18 protein-coding genes and 1 tRNA gene are annotated in these 19,443 nt (G+C 34.7%); 12 read left to right on the top strand and 7 right to left on the bottom strand.

From position 1 onward, the window contains the following. Nucleotides 1-77: 77 nt before the first annotated feature. Both hisS and J8281_RS07750 read left to right on the top strand, forming a co-directional pair. Complete coding sequence (gene hisS / locus J8281_RS07755) at nucleotides 78-1,448, top strand: histidine--tRNA ligase (protein WP_210197047.1); 1,371 nt, start codon at nucleotides 78-80, stop codon at nucleotides 1,446-1,448. Between the two features lie 82 nt (nucleotides 1,449-1,530). Next, complete coding sequence (locus J8281_RS07750) at nucleotides 1,531-2,043, top strand: hypothetical protein (RefSeq protein ID WP_210197046.1); 513 nt, start codon at nucleotides 1,531-1,533, stop codon at nucleotides 2,041-2,043. Nucleotides 2,044-2,236: 193 nt separating this feature from the next. Here the strand turns inward: J8281_RS07750 and J8281_RS07745 are convergent. Then, nucleotides 2,237-2,310, bottom strand: a tRNA-Met gene (locus tag J8281_RS07745). A 148-nt stretch (nucleotides 2,311-2,458) separates the two neighbouring features. Here J8281_RS07745 and J8281_RS07740 point away from each other — a divergent pair. Together J8281_RS07740 and J8281_RS07735 are read left to right on the top strand one after the other, a co-directional pair. Beyond that, nucleotides 2,459-2,851 (top strand): START-like domain-containing protein, encoded by a 393-nt coding sequence (locus J8281_RS07740; RefSeq protein WP_210197045.1) that lies wholly within the window; start codon nucleotides 2,459-2,461, stop codon nucleotides 2,849-2,851. Nucleotides 2,852-2,909: 58 nt separating this feature from the next. Continuing rightward, nucleotides 2,910-3,758 (top strand): aminotransferase class IV, encoded by an 849-nt coding sequence (locus J8281_RS07735; RefSeq protein WP_210197044.1) that lies wholly within the window; start codon nucleotides 2,910-2,912, stop codon nucleotides 3,756-3,758. Here the strand turns inward: J8281_RS07735 and J8281_RS07730 are convergent. From J8281_RS07730 to J8281_RS07710, 5 genes are all read right to left on the bottom strand, one after another. After that, a complete protein-coding gene (locus J8281_RS07730) occupies nucleotides 3,755-4,315 on the bottom strand; it encodes a YqgE/AlgH family protein (protein ID WP_210197043.1) in 561 nt (186 codons plus the stop codon). The genes J8281_RS07735 and J8281_RS07730 overlap by 4 nt on opposite strands. 228 nt (nucleotides 4,316-4,543) lie before the next feature. Next, nucleotides 4,544-4,816 (bottom strand): HU family DNA-binding protein, encoded by a 273-nt coding sequence (locus J8281_RS07725; RefSeq protein ID WP_210197042.1) that lies wholly within the window; start codon nucleotides 4,814-4,816, stop codon nucleotides 4,544-4,546. A gap of 392 nt (nucleotides 4,817-5,208) precedes the next feature. Beyond that, nucleotides 5,209-6,156 carry a methionyl-tRNA formyltransferase gene (fmt, locus tag J8281_RS07720; RefSeq protein WP_210197041.1) on the bottom strand — a complete coding sequence of 316 codons (948 nt, stop codon included), beginning with the start codon at nucleotides 6,154-6,156 and terminating at the stop codon, nucleotides 5,209-5,211. 402 nt (nucleotides 6,157-6,558) lie between these two features. Then, nucleotides 6,559-8,460, bottom strand: coding sequence for an ATP-dependent DNA helicase RecQ (locus J8281_RS07715; RefSeq protein WP_210197040.1), 1,902 nt, complete (start codon nucleotides 8,458-8,460; stop codon nucleotides 6,559-6,561). Between the two features lie 6 nt (nucleotides 8,461-8,466). After that, nucleotides 8,467-9,024 (bottom strand): AAA family ATPase, encoded by a 558-nt coding sequence (locus J8281_RS07710; protein WP_210197039.1) that lies wholly within the window; start codon nucleotides 9,022-9,024, stop codon nucleotides 8,467-8,469. A gap of 183 nt (nucleotides 9,025-9,207) precedes the next feature. Between J8281_RS07710 and J8281_RS07705 the strand changes: the two genes are divergently transcribed. The 7 genes from J8281_RS07705 (at nucleotide 9,208) to murA (ending at nucleotide 16,329) form a co-directional block, all read left to right on the top strand. After that, complete coding sequence (locus tag J8281_RS07705) at nucleotides 9,208-9,669, top strand: (2Fe-2S)-binding protein (RefSeq protein ID WP_210197038.1); 462 nt, start codon at nucleotides 9,208-9,210, stop codon at nucleotides 9,667-9,669. 52 nt (nucleotides 9,670-9,721) lie between these two features. After that, entirely contained in the window at nucleotides 9,722-11,875 is a 2,154-nt protein-coding gene (locus tag J8281_RS07700) for a xanthine dehydrogenase family protein molybdopterin-binding subunit (RefSeq protein WP_210197037.1), read from the top strand. 7 nt (nucleotides 11,876-11,882) lie between these two features. Then, complete coding sequence (locus J8281_RS07695; RefSeq protein WP_210197036.1) at nucleotides 11,883-12,947, top strand: XdhC family protein; 1,065 nt, start codon at nucleotides 11,883-11,885, stop codon at nucleotides 12,945-12,947. Between the two features lie 65 nt (nucleotides 12,948-13,012). Next, entirely contained in the window at nucleotides 13,013-13,633 is a 621-nt protein-coding gene (locus J8281_RS07690) for an NTP transferase domain-containing protein (protein ID WP_210197035.1), read from the top strand. Nucleotides 13,634-13,706: 73 nt separating this feature from the next. Next, on the top strand, nucleotides 13,707-14,000 hold the full coding sequence (locus tag J8281_RS07685) for a DUF493 family protein (protein WP_210197034.1): 294 nt from the start codon (nucleotides 13,707-13,709) through the stop codon (nucleotides 13,998-14,000). A 332-nt stretch (nucleotides 14,001-14,332) separates the two neighbouring features. Further along, the gene (locus tag J8281_RS07680) at nucleotides 14,333-14,971 is read left to right on the top strand and encodes a DUF4290 domain-containing protein (RefSeq protein WP_210197033.1); all 639 of its coding nucleotides are present in this window, start codon (nucleotides 14,333-14,335) and stop codon (nucleotides 14,969-14,971) included. Between the two features lie 44 nt (nucleotides 14,972-15,015). Next, nucleotides 15,016-16,329 carry a UDP-N-acetylglucosamine 1-carboxyvinyltransferase gene (gene murA / locus J8281_RS07675; protein ID WP_210197032.1) on the top strand — a complete coding sequence of 438 codons (1,314 nt, stop codon included), beginning with the start codon at nucleotides 15,016-15,018 and terminating at the stop codon, nucleotides 16,327-16,329. A 158-nt stretch (nucleotides 16,330-16,487) separates the two neighbouring features. Here murA and J8281_RS07670 read toward each other — a convergent pair whose 3' ends face one another. Then, complete coding sequence (locus tag J8281_RS07670) at nucleotides 16,488-18,368, bottom strand: ATP-binding protein (protein WP_210197031.1); 1,881 nt, start codon at nucleotides 18,366-18,368, stop codon at nucleotides 16,488-16,490. A 309-nt stretch (nucleotides 18,369-18,677) separates the two neighbouring features. On the opposite strand from J8281_RS07670, the gene J8281_RS07665 reads away from it, so the two are divergent. Continuing rightward, the gene (locus J8281_RS07665) at nucleotides 18,678-19,250 is read left to right on the top strand and encodes a Crp/Fnr family transcriptional regulator (RefSeq protein ID WP_210197030.1); all 573 of its coding nucleotides are present in this window, start codon (nucleotides 18,678-18,680) and stop codon (nucleotides 19,248-19,250) included. Nucleotides 19,251-19,443 lie beyond the last annotated feature (193 nt).

The following is a 19,443-nucleotide window of genomic DNA, read 5'->3' as shown; positions in this document are numbered from 1 at the left end:
TTCAACTTAAAGGTTCATTGTATATATAGCCTGTCACGTCCTGAAATTGAAAAACCTAAACCTATAAATTTTTTAAAATGGCACAAAAACCATCATTGCCTAAAGGAACCCGAGATTTTTCGCCTGTAGAAGTAGCAAAAAGAAATTACATAATTGATACTATAAAAGAACAATTTGAGTTATTTGGTTTTCGTCCTATCGAAACACCAAGTTTTGAAAATAGTGAAACATTGCTGGGGAAATATGGTGAGGAAGGAGATCGACTCATATTTAAAATATTAAATAGTGGCGACTACTTAAAAAAGGTAGATGATGTAGTATTTAATAGTAAAGATAGTGCAAAAATAACCCATAAGATTAGTGAAAAAGCGCTTCGTTACGATTTGACCGTTCCCTTTGCAAGATATGTAGTGCAGCATCAAAATGATATAGTTTTTCCTTTTAAACGATATCAAATTCAACCGGTATGGAGGGCAGATCGACCTCAAAAGGGGAGGTTTAGAGAGTTTTATCAATGCGATGCAGATGTTGTTGGAAGTACTTCCTTGTGGCAAGAGGTAGATTTTGTGCATTTGTACGATCGAGTATTTACCAAACTTCAGCTTCCTGGTGTAACTGTTAAAATCAATAATCGTAAAATATTATCCGGAATTGCCGAAGTAATAGGGGCAAAAGATCAACTTATTGATTTTACGGTTGCTCTCGACAAGCTTGATAAAATTGGAGAAGCAGGAGTAAAAAAAGAAATGCTTGAAAAAGGAATCGCCAAATCTGCCCTAGAACGAGTACAGCCGCTTTTTAATTTTAAAGGAACAACATCAGAAAAAATAGAAAGCTTAAAAACCCTGCTGAACTCCTCTGAAGAAGGAATGCGTGGTGTAGAGGAATTAGAATTTGTAATTCATTCTATAGAAAAGATGCCTTTACAAACTGTTTCTCTTGATTTAGATGTTACGCTGGCAAGAGGGCTAAATTATTACACAGGAGCTATTTATGAAGTAGCTGCTCCAAAAAAGGTAAGCATTGGTTCTATAGGTGGCGGTGGTCGATATGATGATTTGACCAGTATTTTCGGGTTAAATAATGTTAGCGGTATAGGGATTTCTTTTGGATTAGATAGAATTTATCTTGTACTAGAAGAACTTGATCTTTTTCCAAAAACGGTAGCCCTTCAAACCAAAGCCCTATTTATAAATTTTGGTGAAAAGGAAGCAATGTATGCTCTTACAGCTATAAATAGACTAAGGGATGAAAGCATTGTAGCAGAATTATACCCCGACCAGGCCAAAATGAAAAAACAAATGGGATATGCCGATAAAAGGGGTATCGAATTTGTCGTTATGGTAGGTACTTCAGAAATTGATAAAAATACATTCACTGTAAAAAATATGAGGGATGGAGAACAAAAAGAAATGGATTTTGAAGAATTAAAAGTGGTATTACGATAATATTTTAGTAAATTAAGGCAAAAAAAGCACACATCATCAAAATAGGTAATTGATAACAATTAGTTTTTTGAAAATTGAAATTATGATAAAGAACATCGGTATTCCTTTTTTAAGTACAGTAGTACTTCTTTTATTTTTTTCGTGTAAAAAAGATCCTAAAGCTACAAATTTTGAGGCCGTAGAATATCCTGTGGATTCAACCTATGTTGAGGGAGAAAATAAGGGAGTGGTTATTAAAAATGCATCAACTAAAAAGAAAAAGAAGTCGTACACAAAAAAGAAAAAGAAAAATAATACCAAAAGAAAAACGGCAAAAGATGATGCAGTAATACGTATTCCCGGAACGTTTGAAAGAACGAGTAATAGTTATGCAAAAAAGTATATTAAAGATTACGAACGATATGTTGCCAATTACAAAAAAGCAGTAGAGGCCAATGATATGGACTCTTTTTTAAAGCTAAGTAATGCAAGTAGTGATCTCTCTAGGCAATATAACCGTTTGATGAGCATTCTTCCCGGTGAAGAAATCGAAAAGCTAAGTCAATATATGGAAGTTAAATCCAAACAAATCAATGCTCTTTCTGCCAAAATGTAATTTAGGATAGTAAAAAGTAAAGAAGTGTTTGACGAATAAAGTAAACTGCTGCTTAGTAAGTTTATGAGGCATTCGTTAGACACATTTTAAGTTTTTCGGCATATCCTGGGGTAGTAAATTCTTTTGATAGTACTAATAAAAAAAGGTTGCATTTAGCAACCCTTTTTTTGTCTAACATATATTATTTTTACCGTAGCGAGGGGGGGGCACGATCCCCCGACCTCTGGGTTATGAATCCAACGCTCTAACCAGCTGAGCTACCTCGCCAAATAGATGCTACATTAATAATAAATGCGGGTGCAAATATAAAAACAAAATACAATGGCACAAACAATAAAGTAGAATTAATTTTTTTTTCAATGTCCTTTTAAAGTCGACAATTAATCTATATATTGGCTTATCAACAATTAATAATATGTCTGAAAAAACAAAATATGAACTTGAATTTGTGGTACAATCATCACCACAACTATTATATCAATATATTTCTACACCTTCTGGACTTTCAGAGTGGTTTGCAGATAACGTAAATTCAAGAGGAGAACTCTTTACATTTATCTGGGATGATTCTGAAGAGGAAGCAAAACTATTGAGTAAGAAAAGTGGTGAGCGTATCAAATTTAGATGGGTTGAAGATGAGGAGGAAGGAAATGATTATTTTTTTGAAATGCGTATTCAAGTAGATGAAATCACCAAAGATGTATCGCTTATGGTAACAGACTATTCTGATGATGACGAGATAGACGAGAATAAAATGCTTTGGGATAATATGATAAGCAATCTTAAACATGTACTAGGTTCGGCGTAAATTCTTCTTTTAAATTTTAATTTTATTTCCTGTAAGCGCTTTTTTACAGGTATTTTTTATGATTAATAGTAACGGAATACTACTAGAAAACGACAAAGCACACTTTCATATAGATAATCGCGGATATGCTTATGGAGATGCCTTATTCGAAACGATTAGAGTTAATGCGAAGCAAATTTTATTTTGGGAAGATCATTATTTTAGGCTAATGGCCTCAATGCGCATTTTGAGAATGGAAATTCCCATGCAATTTACGCCAGAATTTTTGGAGCAAGAAATTTTGAATCTTATCGAAAGAAACCATCTTTCTGATGCTTCGGTTCGCGTGAAACTTATGGTGCATAGAGTTGCAAAAGGATTGTATACACCTACCTCTAACGAGGTAGCATATGCCATTACTGCATCACACTTACCATCTAATTTTTATACGATAAATGACACTCCTTACGAAGTATCACTTTTTAAAGATCATTATATTGCTGCCGATTTGATTTCTACCTTAAAAACAAACAATAAGGTGGTCAATGTTTTGGCGGGTATTTTTGCAAAGGAAAATGGTTTTGATAATTGTTTATTAATGAACGCTAATAAAATGATTATTGAAGCATTAAACGGTAATTTATTCTTGGTAAAAGGAAAGGTGATAAAAACACCACCAATCTCAGATGGTTGTCTTAAAGGTGTATTGAGAACTCAGCTTTTAAGAATTTTAAAAAATATATCTGAATATGAAGTACAAGAAGCTTCTATTTCTCCTTTCGAATTACAAAAAGCCGACGAATTATTTATTACCAACGTGATTCAGGGAATTCAACCCATTCATAAGTTTAGAAAGAAAGAATATAACAATGCCACTAGCAAAAGAGTATTGGGAATTTTAAATACAAAAGTCAGATTAGGAAACTAATTGTAAGTAGGATTTTCAGGGGCATTCGACCAAAGTACATAGTCTCCACCAAGTTCAATCATTTTTTCTTTCCAAAAGGTATCATAGGATTTTCCGAAAATATTCTTTTTGTAATTATTTTCAACGATCACCCACGAATTTGCTTCAAGTTCTTGATTAAGTTGTTTTGAATCCCAGCCAGAATAGCCCAGAAAAAAACGAATTTCATTAGGGGTTATCTTCTTTTGAGATATAAGTTCAGAGACGACTGTAAAATCCCCACCCCAATAAATACCTCCTGAAATTTCAACGCTATTCGGAATTAAATCAGGAACCTTATGAATAAAATATAAATTATCCTGTTCTACAGGTCCGCCATTATATATCTTAAACTCTGATGTAATTTCTGGAACGAGATCGGCTAAAAAATAATCTAATGGTTTGTTCATAATAAAACCAATAGATCCTTGTTCGCTATGGTCGGCAAGTAAAACGACAGAGCGATTAAAAGATACATCACCAATTATAGAAGGCTCAGCAATCAACAAATGTCCTTTAGAGGGTTGAAGTGAAATCATGTAATGGTTTTGATTGGCACCGCCAAAGAGTATACCACCCTAAGGTTTGCCTCGAAATTGAAAAACTGTTTTCAACGAATGCCTCGTGGACTGGCCCCGAGGTAATTTACTAATTTAAATCTAATTAAATATTTCTAATAATCAAAGAAGTCATGTTTTTTTTGTGTTAAAACCATAAAAAAAGCTCCTGAAACCAGGAGCTTGTACTTTAATATCGAAACGAACTGATTAGTTTACCGAACTAGATAAATCTGCACCAGCCTTAAACTTAACAACGTTTTTCGCAGCGATTTTGATAGTTTTCCCAGTTTGAGGGTTTCTACCTTCTCTTGCAGCTCTTTTAGAAACTGACCAAGATCCAAATCCGACTAAAGAAACACGATTACCTTTTTTTAGAGCTCCTTCTACGTTTCCTAAGAAAGATTCTAAAGCTTTTTTAGCCGCTGCTTTAGTGATTCCAGCGTCAGCTGCCATTGCATCGATTAATTCTGTTTTGTTCATAATTCTGTTTTTAAATTAATTGTTGGTTAAACCAATCTTTTTGTTAAACGCTTTACAAATTTATACGGATTTATCATTCATGCAAGGATTAGCCCAGTAAATACAAGGATTTGTTGATAACTCAGGGCGATTGTTAATAAACAAAGGTGATTTCAATAGAATTTCAAATATCTTGTCCTCGAACCGAACAAAGGTAAACTCTTCGACACCAAAACATTCCGATTTTAGAAGTGATATAACTGTGTTTTTTAAGTTCAAAGTTTTAGACATAATAGTAAAACTACTTATTGATTTGCTATAATTTTTACTTAACAATCGAGATGTAACCCTCATTATGTAATTCTATGCGTCATCCGGGTTTAAACATTCTAAAGGCTTACCCCCAAGATAGTTTATTTCATTTTGGCATCACTAAAAAAAGTATATCCATTGAGTAGGGCTTTGCTTTCCATGGCTTTTTTCCCTGGTAATTGAATTTTTTTAACGTTTAGAAATCCATCAGCAGTAGCCACTTTGATTACTGAATTTTCTATGATTATTTTTCCTGTATCAAAAGTGTGTGTTTCATATAACGGTGTAGCCTCGTAAATTTTTACAGCTTGACTTGTGCCATTATTACACATTTCTGACCAGGCTCCGGGATAAGGGCTTAAGCCTCTGATCAGATTATGTATGGTAGATAGCTTCTGATTCCAGTCGATCTTTGTATTATCCCGGTTTAATTTTGGGGCAGTTTTAAAGGTATCCTCCTTCGATTGTGGTAGTACTACAAGATCATCATTTTTGATTCTTTCAAGAGTTTGTACTACCAATTGTGCTCCTTCTTTCATTAATACATCATGTAAATGCCCTGCATTGTCATTTTTACCGATAGTTACCTTTTCCTGTAAAATGATATGACCTGTATCGATTTTTTCATCTATAAAAAAAGTGGTAACCCCTGTCTCTTTTTCTCCATTGATGATTGCCCAGTTAATAGGTGCAGCGCCTCGGTAATCCGGAAGTAGAGAAGCATGTAAGTTAAATGTGCCATATGCTGGCAACCCCCACACTATTTTAGGAAGCATTCTAAAGGCAACAACTACATTTAGAGTGGGTTCTAGAGCTTTTAATTCTTCTATAAATTTTTCGTTTTTTAGATTAGTGGGCTGAAGAATTTTTAAACCTTTTGATAACGCATATTCTTTGACTGCAGAGGCTTTTAGTTTTCTACCTCTACCCGCTGGCCTATCTGGAGCGGTTATTACACCTACGACATTGTATTGATTTTCTAAGATAACCTTTAAGGTTTCTACAGCAAAATCAGGCGTACCCATAAATACAATTCTTAAATCTTTCATACGTTTAAATCTTTTTAATTGTTTGAAAACGGAATAATTAAAAATTGAGAACGTATGTAACTGCTACGCTCTCACATTAAAAATTTTAGACATTCCCTTTTGCAAATTAATTTTTAAAATTTATTACTATTCGTTTCATCTGTTTAAAATTTTAAACGAATATCCGTAATTTAACCTAAACGGTTTGCGTCAAGCTGAACTCGTTTCATCTTCTTATCTCAATGTACTGAAAATAAACTTCATGAGATCCTGAAATGAATTCAGGATGATTTCTCAGTTAAATTTTAGGTATAATAACAGACAATCAAAAAATTTTATAATTCAATGAAAATAAGTAATTGTACCACTTCGTTTTCGCATATACTTATTTTAATCATATCGGTAGGATATGTTTATATATCGTTATCCTATTTGATAATTGTTATCGTGATTAATTTTTATGATTCGAAGCTCATTCATCTTTCGTAAGACCTGTAAAACTAATTTTTCAGGGTAGTGTAATTGCTTTGTTAAGTCTCTTGATGACATTTTACGCTCCGTAAGCAGTTTTATAATATCAGTCTCTACTTGTTTTTGGGAAATATTGTTAATATTAAGATTCTTTGCATCTATGCAAAAACTGCAGATTTCGCAATCAAACGTATCCTTTTCGCCAAAATAATGAAGTAATTGCCTGCTTTTACATTTCGTATGATCTCGGGAAAATTTCAAAATGGATTGTACTTTTTTAATCTTAGATTCGTTTTGTTCGATCAAAATTGGTTTGATCTTATTAATAGTACGCTCGTCCTCCCGGGGAACTAGAAAAATTAGTACAGCATCTGATAATTGATGAGAAAATTCAAGAATTTTTTGTTCTTGAAGTGTATTAAGTATTGCGATAATTGCTTTTTCATCTATATCGGTCTTTGACGCTAGATCAGGAATATTAATAGCAACCTTTTCGTCAAAAATATTGCTGTACGATCTCAAGATAGTCTTAATAATCAATTCGTAAGTCGAGTTATTCGCTATAAATCTTAATACTTGACTACCACTAATTATTATTTGAAGATGATTTTTTTGACTAAAACGTTGTGTGAATCGTATAACCTCACAGCGATCCAAAAATTGAAGCGTATTGTAGGTAAGAAGTGTGCCAAAACCGTAGGTTTTACAAAATGAATTAAAGTCGAACTCGTGGGTAGTGTGTTCGCCTTCGCCATACGATATCTGAAAATAATTACAAAGTTTACGATATATGGTTTTTACTGCTTCAATATTAGGCAGTACTTTGATAAACTGATTGTGTAATCTTTGATGATCATTTTGGTTTTTTAATAAAAATGCATGTGATAATTTCCCATCTCTTCCTGCTCTTCCTGCTTCCTGAAAATAACTCTCAATACTTTCAGGAATATCATAATGTATGACCGTTCTTACATCAGGTTTATCAACCCCCATCCCAAAAGCATTGGTGGCAACCATGATTCTAATATCATTAGTAATCCATTGTTTAAATCTTTTGGTTTTTTCTTTAGCATCAACACCACCATGATAATATGTAGTGCGGTGGCCATGGTCATTTAGAAAATCATCCAATTCGATTGTAGTCTTTCTGTTTCTGGTATAAATAATAGAACTTCCGGGATGCTTTTCAAGTATTTGAAGAATATTATGATGTTTATCCCCAGCATGTATAACTCGGTATGCAAGATTAGATCTGTAAAAAGACTGTTTGAAGATTTTTGGTTGAAATAATTCTAATTCGTTTATAATATCTGCCACTACTATTTTTGTAGCCGAAGCAGTTAAGGCGATCATGGGTATGCTGGGAAAAAGTTCTCTAAGTACACTTATTTTTTTATAAGAAGGTCTAAAATCACTACCCCATTGTGAAATGCAGTGGGCTTCATCAACAGCAATAAGATTGATACTCATTTGCTTTAAGCGCTCTTGAACAATGTCTTGCTGAAGCCGCTCTGGAGACAAATACAAAAACTTATAATTTCCATAAATACAATTATCTAATAAGGTATCTAATTCAGCGTACTTAATTCCACTAGTAAGGGCAATTGCTTTGATTCCTTTTTTTTGAAGGTGATGTACCTGATCCTGCATTAATGCGATTAACGGTGAAATCACTACGCCAATACCCTTTTTCATCATAACCGGTATTTGATAGCAGATAGATTTTCCGCCCCCGGTCGGTAATAACGCAAAAGTATCTTCTCCTTCTATAACCGAATCGATGATTTCACCTTGTAATGGTTTAAAACTAGAATATCCCCAATACTTTTTTAATATGTCTAGCGAAGTATGCATATATAATTATGATACGGTTTGCAGTATAAAATTACTTCGCTCTTCAACATGTCCAAAAGGAACTTCAATACAATGGTATCCTAATTGGGTATACGTATCGTATAAATGGTGGTGAATTTCCTGAGCTTGTTCAAAACTTTCAAAGCGTTCTTCATCAGCTTTGTAAATTTCTTTCCAAGGGGGTAATATAAAAATGTAATCGTACCGATATCGTTTACAGCTATTTGTAAACGAGCTTTCATACGATTGTTCAAAATAGTCCATATAAGCAATCACATCAGGAATTCCTCTATCATAAAATATAATGTCTTTTTTGTAAAACGAAGCGTCTTTAAACTGTTGCACTCTAGCTTCAAGAATAGTAGTATTGAATTGATAAGGATCAGCGACAGATACAATCGGATTAGAAACCATTTGTAAGGCTTCATTATTGTTTTGGGCTTCCTGTGTCATCTGACGGATCACCTCGTGAAAACAGAAAAAATTGAGTTTTTCGAGTTGAACCACAATTGAGGTTTTGCCCGTACCCGGCGCACCTGTTATTACAATTCTTTTTTGTGTCAAGAGATTTTTTTTTGCGAATTTCGGAATAATAAAAGAATTTAAAAAATACTGTACTGTAGAACTATAAAGCTCTGTTAAAATTTAAATTGATAAAACGAATTTTCTTAACTTTTATACCAAAGATGGTCTATAATGCTTTATTTAGACCAGTTAAAAAGAACATCATCATAAAATCAAAAACTCATGCCTGTTTACAATTTAAAAATCAATGGTAGTTCTCAGACTGTCGAGGCTGACCAAGACACGCCACTTTTATGGGTGTTACGAGACCAATTAGACTTGGTAGGTACAAAATTTGGCTGTGGTATCGGCCAATGTGGTGCCTGTACCATACATCTAGACGGTTCTGCGACCAGAAGCTGTTTGCTTAAAGTTTCTATGGTTCAGGATATGAATATTACAACTATTGAAGGGATATCTGAAGATGCCTCACACCCCGTGCAACAAGCCTGGAAAGAGATTGATGTACCACAATGTGGATACTGCCAGGCCGGTCAGATAATGTCTGCAACAGCATTTTTAAACCAGAACTCTAATCCGAGTACATCTGATATCCGCGATGCCATGAGTGGTAATATCTGTAGATGTGCTTCTTACAATAGAATAGAAAGAGCCGTAGCGCTTGCTGCCAGTAAAATGGACTAATTCTCAATTTTTTGGTTATTTCATTTTCAAACAATTAAAAACATCTAAACGTATGAAAAATATAGCATCAACTTCTTTGAGCAGGAGGTCTTTTATAAAAACGTCTGCACTTGCTGGGGGCGGAGTTTTAATTGGATTTAATCTTTTTCAAGCTTGCAAGCCAGAGGCAACGCCACCCGTTGATATTTCTAAGTTAAATTTTAATGATTTTAATGCATTTATAAAGATTGCAGATAATGGAATGGTCACTATTTTTTCTCCAAACCCCGAAATAGGACAGGGAGTAAAAACATCTATGCCTATGATTATTGCTGAAGAATTAGATGTATCATGGGATAATGTACACGTAGAACAAGGTGCCCTAGATACCAAAAACTTTACGCGTCAGGTAGCAGGAGGAAGCCAATCTATCCGTTTCGGATGGGAGGCTTTAAGACAAACGGGGGCAACTGCCCGGCAAATGTTGATTAATGCAGCAGCAGCCAAATGGGGTATTGATGCTGCCGATTGTAAAACAGAAAATGGGATCATAGTTCATCCTAATGGAGAACAATTAGGATATGGCGATGTTGTAAATGACGCGGCTTTACTCGAAATACCCGAAAATGTAACTCTAAAAAAACCTAAGGACTTTAAAATTATAGGTAAAGATGCCTGGAATGTTGATTTGGATAAAATTATCACAGGAAAACCATTATTTGGATTAGATTATAAAGAGAAAGGGATGATGCATGCAGTGGTACTTCGACCTCCGGCTTTTGGTAAAAAGTTATTGGATTATGACGATAGCGAAGCAAAAACAGTATCTGGAGTTGAGAAAATTATAAAGTTTGGGGATAAAGTTGCCGTATTAGCTAAAGATACTTGGAGCGCTATGAAAGCTAAGAAAATGCTCAAGGCGAATTGGACTTCTGATTCAAAATTAGAAGATTCTGAAACACATGATAAGATTCTTACAGATCTTCTTAACGGAAATGAATTTAAAACCATGAGAGCAGATGGTGATATAAAAAAAGCATTTGCCGCTGCAGATCAGGTAATCGAGAGGGTATATGAATCTCCATTTTTACCTCATAATTGTATGGAGCCTATGAACTTTTTTGCTGATGTGACTGCCGATAAAGTTCGACTCGTGGGTCCCATTCAAACCCCGGCAGGAACTGCAAAAAGGGTCGCAGAATTATTAGAACGAGATGTTGAAGAAGTTTCTGTAGAAATGACCCGCATGGGTGGTGGTTTTGGAAGAAGATTATACGGTGACTTCGCTTTAGAAGCAGCAGAAATATCAAAATTAGCGCAACAACCCGTTAAAGTAATATATTCCAGAGAGGATGATATGAGCGCAGGAATTTATCGACCTTCTATAAAATATAAGATCAGCGCTTCTGTAAAAGATGGTGAAATTACAGGATATCATTTAAAAGAAGCTTCTGTTAATTCGAATATGTACGGACTTATCCCTAACTTCTTTCCGGCGGGTGCTATAGAAAATTATCAGGTTGATGTCGCGGCCTACGATAGTAATATCACTACAGGAGCTTGGCGTGCACCTTACACCAACTTTTTATCGTTTGCAGAGCAAAGCTTTTTTGATGAACTGGCTGAAATTTTAGAAGTAGACCGTATTAAATTACGCCTGGATCTGCTTCAGAAAGTGAAAGGTACTACCGATGAGAGAATCCAATATTCTCCAGAGCGTTTGGAAAAGGTCATTAATGTTGCTGTAGACAAGTCGGGATGGGGAAATGCAAATGACGATGTTTATCAAGGGTTTAGTGCCTATTATTGTCATAATACACATGTAGCTGAAGTTGCAGATGTAGTACTAGAAAATGATATGCCTGTAGTCAAAAAGGTAACTTGTGTTGTAGATTGTGGTATTGTAGTGAATCCTTTGGGTGCAAAAAATCAAATAGAAGGGGGGGTTATCGATGGTATTGGTCATGCCATGTATGGTGATTTTTCATTTGCTAACGGAGAACCAGAGCACAACAACTTTAATACGTATCGATTAATACGAATAAATGAAACACCTGTTGTAGAGACTCATTTTATAGAAAATGAATTGGCTCCAACGGGCTTAGGTGAACCTACATTGCCTCCTGCCGGTGCTGCAGTTGCTAATGCGATTAAGGCGGCAAAAGGAATTCGATTGTATAAGCAGCCTTTTATGAAGTATATGAATGCTAAAGCGCCTCTAGGATAAATAATCAATGACACATGAGTTTAAAGAAATCATAGAAACCTATGCGTTGGTTAAACAGCAAAAAATGAACGCTGTATTGGCCACAGTTGTCGAAATCGAAGGTTCTTCATACAGGAGACCTGGTGTAGGAATGTTACTCTTGGAAGACGGAACGACCAAAGGAGCAGTAAGTGGGGGGTGTGTAGAGAAGGAAATATTCAAGCAGTCACAGTCGGTTTTTAAGACAGGGACTTCCAAAATCATGACGTATGACGGGAAATACAGATTAGGTTGTGAAGGGGTGCTGTATATCTTAATAGAACTGTTGGAAATGGACTCTACGGCTACACTTCGCATTTTAGAACATATAAAGAATAGAGAAGTATTCGAAATCTCTTCAGTATATACAAAAACACAAGGTGAACACCATCATATAGGTTCTTCAGTTCAATTTTTAAATGAAGAAGATATTAAACTTTCTAAAAGATCAAATATGCTACCAAATAGCAGCTTGGCCTTAAAACGTTTTGTAAGCAAGATGTTACCATGCTTTAGATTGATAATTATAGGCGCAGAACATGATGCAGTAACCTTGTGCAAACTGGCTTCTGTTACGGGTTGGTTAGTAGAGGTCATATGCTCACCAAACAATCCTAAACAACTAGGAGATTTTCCGGGAGTTTCGCATATACATGCTGATGCTCCTGAAAATTTGTTGATTGAGAACGTAGATAATCAAACAGCATTTGTAGTTATGACGCATAACTTCGCAAAGGATTTGTTGTACCTTCGTTCACTAACCGATTTAAGACCTGCATATATTGGCTTACTTGGACCTGCTCGAAGACGAGAGAAACTTCTGGAAGCCCTAATTGAATTCAACCCTAATGTTTCAAATGCGTTCTTAGATATTATACACGGTCCTGCGGGATTAAATTTAGGTGCAGAGACTCCAGAAGAGATAGCTATTTCTATTATTTCAGAAATTTTAGCGGTTACTCGAGAACAATTGCCTATTTCTTTACAAGAAAAGTCAGGGGCTATTCATGATACTAGTGAACGAAAGTCTATAAGGCATCCGGCTGAAAACTAATTTCTATTTCTAGATAAGTCCGTCAAGCATTTAAATCTTGAGTATCGAGTAAACGATAGTTTTGCATGTCTCTTCAAAAAAAAATTAACATAGTTCATCTTATTCTTGCCGCCGGTTCTTCTACCAGAATGGGAGCGCCCAAACAATTATTACCCTGGGGTACTACATCATTAATAGGTCATGCGATCACTAGAGCACTATCAATAGAGAACACGCCCGTTTTTGTAGTGTTAGGGGCAAACTATGAGTTAATTTATAATCAAATTTCTCATTATGCTATAACCAGTATTTATAATAAAAAATGGTCTTTGGGTATGGGTTCTTCTATACGTTTAGGACTGCAAACAATTAAACGCAAAGTTGCTGGATGCGAGGCTGTTTTAATTTCTATTATTGATCAGCCGGTTATTACTGTTCATCATTTGAATGCGTTAATTACAAGTTTTGAGTCGGGAACCAATTCTATTGTTGCTTCAAATTTGGGTGCCAAAATTGGAGTCCCGGCGATTTTTTCAAAACATTATTTTGATGAATTGGAAGCGTTACATTTAGATTATGGAGCAAGACATATTATAAAAAATTATAGCAACCAGGTTGGTGTTATTGATGCTATCGATATTGGAATGGATATTGATACCATAGCACAATACGATACACTTAGAAAAAGATTCGATCTTGAGATGTAATTCTATCATTTGTTTCTTGAGACTAGCTGTTTTTATAAGTGATTAGTCGTATCTTTGATCAAAAATCTGATATATGTCTACTTCAAACGATTCAGAAGAATTTTACAAAAAACTTAAAACTCAACTCACCGAAACATCACTTTGGCCAACAGCGTATTTATATAAGTTTATTGTACCCACTCATAGTTCAAAAATTGAACAAGTTGAAGGTATTTTTGATAATATGGGTGCTGTAATCACTACAAAACAGTCTAAAAACGGTAAATACACTAGTGTTTCTATTAAAGTACGAATGAAAAATCCCGACCAGGTAATTGAGAAATATAAAGAAGTTACCGATAAGGTCGAGGGTGTGATTTCTTTGTAAATTCGAAATACAAAGTAAAATTTACTTAAATTACCCGTTGTTTATTACAAATCTGTCAATCAAAGTGTTTCAAACAATGGAATAAATATACCGAGCCCTTCTATTACGTTCGGGATTACATAGGGTTTTGAGTTCGAAAAGCTATTAGAGATAGCTGCCTGTTAAAGGTAGATAGGCAATTTTCTTGTATTCTATTATGAAAAATTACCAGAATTGATGCTTTTCTTCAATAGTTCTTTCAAAATACACAACGGGTTTATTTAATTTTAGTATTTTGCGATAGAAATAAAAACCCTTTAGAAGCATAGTAATGCTTCATCAAATTTTTTTTAATGACAATTGATAATTTAGAATATAATACAGAGAGAGAAAAGTTAATCATACCAGAATATGGGCGCCATCTTCAGAAAATGATAAACTATGCAGTAGCTATAGAGAATAGAGAAGAAAGAAATAAAGTTGCACGGTCTATTATAGCCGTAATGGGTAATTTACAACCACATTTGCGAGATGTACCAGAGTTTCAGCACAAATTATGGGATCAGTTGTTCATTATGAGTGACTTTAAATTGGATGCAGATGCTCCGTTTCCGGTACTTACCAAAGAAAAACTTCAAGAACGTCCAGAACCCTTAAACTATCCTCAAAATTTCCCGAAGTATCGTTTTTATGGTAATAATATAAAGCGAATGATTGATGTGGCTAATAAATGGGAAGAAGGCGATTTAAAAACGGCACTTACGTATACCATAGCCAATCACATGAAAAAGTGCTATCTCAATTGGAATAAAGATACCGTTGAAGATAGTGTTATTTTTGATCATCTTTATGAATTGAGCAACGGTAAAATTAATCTAAAAGGGAGTGATGAAGATCTTACTGAATCTTCTAACTTACTAAGAGGTAAGAAAAAGAAAACCAATTCTGGAAGCAAAAAAAATTACCGAAGTAGAAGTAAGAAACGCTACTAACCACCGTTATTTATTATTGTTAACCGCTAATATCTATTTACCAAATGGGTACTTTTCAAATTGAAGGGGGGCATCAGCTCAAAGGGGAGATTACACCCCAGGGTGCAAAAAATGAAGCTCTTCAAATTCTTTGTGCAGTATTATTAACTCCAGAAAAAGTGACTATTTCTAATATTCCTGATATTAGAGATGTCAACAAATTAATAGAGATCTTAAAAAATCTAGGCGTCAAGGTAGAGAAGTTGGAAAAGGGCAAATACACTTTCCAAAGTGATGATTTAAACCTAGCGTATCTAGAAAGTGAACAATTTAAAAAAGAGGGTAGTGGTTTAAGAGGATCTATCATGATTGTAGGACCCCTGCTTGCCAGATTTGGAAAAGGATACATCCCTCGACCAGGAGGTGATAAAATAGGTAGAAGACGATTAGATACACATTTTGAAGGATTTATTAATTTAGGAGCGAAGTTTCGTTACAATAAAGAAGAACGATTTTATGGTGTCGAAGCACCCAAAGGTTTAACTGGAACGTATATGCTTCTTGATGAAGCCTCAGTTACGGGAACGGCAAATATTGTGATGGCAGCAGTATTAGCTAAAGGGACGACTACAATCTATAATGCAGCCTGCGAACCTTATCTTCAGCAATTATGCAAGATGTTAAATGCTATGGGAGCGAATATTAGCGGAGTAGGATCTAACTTATTGACGATTGAAGGTGTATCTTCACTGATAGGTTGTGCACACCGTATCTTACCCGATATGATAGAGATTGGATCCTGGATCGGTCTGGCAGCGATGACTAAGAGTGAAATTACAATTAAAAATGTAAGTTGGGAAAACCTAGGGATTATTCCTAATACCTTTAGAAAATTAGGAATTACGCTAGAGCGTAAGGGTGATGATATTTATATTCCCAAACATAAGAATGGATATCAGATTGAAAGCTATATCGATGGATCTTTTATGACTATTGCTGATGCCCCATGGCCAGGATTTACGCCTGATCTTTTAAGTATCGTATTGGTAGTTGCTACCCAGGCTAGAGGAGAAGTGATGGTTCATCAAAAGATGTTTGAAAGTCGTCTGTTTTTTGTAGATAAACTTATTGATATGGGGGCAAAAATTATTCTGTGTGATCCTCACAGAGCAACGATTATCGGACATGACTTTAAATCTACTCTTAAAGCCACTACAATGGTATCACCCGATATTAGAGCAGGAATTTCGTTGTTAATTGCTGCTTTAAGCGCGAAAGGCACATCTACTATTCAAAATATTGAACAAATCGATCGAGGTTACGAAAATATTGATGAGCGTTTAAGAGCAATTGGTGCCAGGATCACAAGAACTGCGTAAGTTGAAAATAGGGTTTCTCGACTCGTAGCATTTCTCTCAGTACTATGTTCTGGTAGTACATGAAATACTTTCAAAACGTTTAGAACCATAAGCTATGAAAAAGGATTATGTAGCTTCTTAATTTGTTTTATATTCAGATGGCTATATCTAGGCGTAGCTTATTTGTTTGTTGTAAAGGGTATGGTGAAATAAAATGTAGAGCCTTTGTCTTTGATACTTTCTAACCAGATTTCACCGTTGAGCATTTCAACATAAGCTCTGGCTATTGATAACCCGATTCCTGCACCCTCTAGTGCATAACGATTCTCGATATCTGCTTGTACAAAGCGCTCAAATATTACTTTTTGTCTGTCTTCTTCTATCCCTAAACCAGTATCTTTTACATAAAATGTCAAGGTCTGATCGTTTCTATAATATCCAAATGCGATACTTCCATCTGTAGTATACTTAATCGCATTTTTTACCAGGTTGGTTAGTATAGCGTTAAATTTCTCTTTATCGGTAACAATATTCGCTTCTTCTTCAGGTAAACCATTCTCTACCGTTAAGCTCAATCCTTTTTTATCGGTTTCGGGTTTAAAAAAATGATATAAGTATGTTGTTTGTTCATTAATATTCAACTCGTTTAAAAATATAGTCACTTGATTGGCTTCGATTTTCGAGATATCGATGATGTCTTTAATGATATTCAACATTCTTGCCCCGCTTTCTTTAATTAAATCAAGGTATAGCTGTTGTTCATCACCTGTTAGTTTAGGTTCTTTCAATAGTTCTGCCAGTCCGAGTATCCCATTCATTGGTGTTCGAATCTCATGGCTCATATTCGTAAGAAAGGCAGATTTTAAACGATCGCTTTCTTCGGCTTTTTCCTTTAGCTTGTTTAATTCTATTTCATATAATTTGATGTCGGTAATATCGGTAATAGTGCCCACGTAGCCAATAACTCGATTTTTATCATCGTATTCTGGTATGGCCTGCCCCAGAACCCATGTAATAGAGCCGTCTGGTTTCATAAACCTATACTCGGCATCAGAATCTCTTTTTTGGGATGAATCTTCGTACCATCCTGCTTTCAGTTTATCTCTGTCTTCAGGATGCACAGCTTCTAGCCAACCATCGAGTAGTGCTTCTTCCTGGGTTAGTCCTGATATCGAGCACCATTTGGGGTTTACAAACGTTGTTTTACCATCGGCTCGAGTCATAAAAATTCCGACGGGTACAAGATTCGTAAGTGTATGATATCTACTTTCTGTAAGTTGTATTGCTTTTTCGGCTACTTCAAACTTTTGCCTGTAGGTTAAAGAATGGTAAACGTCTTTAAAAGTAAGATAATCGGTTTTAAATTCTTCTTTTTCAACAAATTTGAGATACAATGTAAAGAGTACACTATAAAATGCTGCCATAAAAATCTTTGAAACAAGCCCCGAGTACATGACTTTGACAATATCATTAAAAAACCAAAATGCCCCAAACGAAAAACAAATGGCATCAAAACTCAATATAATAATCATAGTAATGAGAATTTTAAAAAACAGCATTTTAATGTGTTTTGATATAAATTCAAAAACAAAAATTATTAGAATAGATTCAATGTAAAGCAAACCGGTACCTGCAAAAAGAACAAAGATATTGGTATAGAAAAATTCGGTAGAAACATCAAAGGGATTGTAACTATAAGCTCCTTCAATATTGATGCGAAACGAGTACAAAAGAAAACACAAAACCAGATTAGCAACAACTAGCGCATATATTAATTTTCTGGTAGTACTGGCATCTTCTTTAATATAGATTAGCAAAATGGTAAACATAGTTGCAGAAAACAAAATTGTAGAACCCGGAGATACAATTAAGGTTTCAGAAATTTCAAAATATATGGTGCTCGCCAAAAACACCTGTACAAATTGAAATAAACCAAGAGAGGCAAAAAGCAAACCATTTCCCATTACCGTACGAAGACGGAATAAAACTAGAATGAGTGATCCTACTATTAATCCTTGAAAAAGAAAAATCGATATTTGATGATAATTAATGCTATCCATATAACTTCAATAGGAAACAGGATCATTTGTTAGAAGTCTCGCCAAGCAGACTTTTACTATTAGTTTTTATTTTTTGCTTTCTAAAGCTACGAACAAAAGTTAACATTTGATCGTATTATTTATGAATTGATTAAAATTTGATGTTTATGGTTGAGTTCTTCTGAATAGTTTTTAGGGTATGACAAGCTTAAACTTGCTCTTTTGTTTTTATTAAACTATTCGTACATAAAAGGTAGTGATTGCAAATTTTGTAGTTTACAATAATATTTTGTTTTTTCGCTATGAACTGGTTTAAACATTCTTAGTACTTTGGAAGACTTAAAGAAAAAAATACGATCCTACACATATATTAGTGATGCTGATATGGAGTTTGGTCTTCAATTTTACAAGAAACAGGTCTTTAAGAAAGGTTCTTTTTTACTTCAGCCCGGTCAATATATCGATAGTTTCTATTTTATGAAAAAAGGCTGTGTATCATATTACACTATAGAACAAGGTAATATCCAAGTCATGGAATTTTTTACTGAAGGCTATTTTTTTACAGATTTATATGCTTACATCGAAGATATCCAGTCGCAAAGTTATTTAAAGGCGTTAGAAGATGTAGTGGTCTTTACCATTTCAAAGTCTGATGTGCAAAAGGCATTTGATCACTCTCATCAATTAGAACGTTTTGGTAGGTTGTCGATGCAACGAACTTTTGTTATTAATTTTCAGCGTATTAATCAATTAAAGCATCTTTCGAATCAAGAACGATATCTAGAATTATTAAAAAAACGACCTACACTTTTTCAGCGAGTACCTCAATATCTTATCGCTTCTTATTTAGGAGTTACACCGGTTGGACTTTCAAAAATCAGAAAACGGCTTAGTACGTCATAATCTACGCTATACATAGTACCCTGCCTCGTAGAGTCTCCTGATTTTGAGGGCTCCCGCTAGTGTTTCACTAGTGTGCTACGCAATGCTATGTCGATGCTATGATTGGTTGTACTTGGTATCCCATCCCTCATAATAAAGCTTCAATACATAATCTGCATTAAAAAGTTAAGAGTTTCTAAAAATTACTATTTAT

This window comes from Aquimarina sp. U1-2, assembly GCF_017897595.1.
Lineage (GTDB): Bacteria > Bacteroidota > Bacteroidia > Flavobacteriales > Flavobacteriaceae > Aquimarina.
This window is presented reverse-complemented; position numbering and strand designations above follow the sequence as displayed.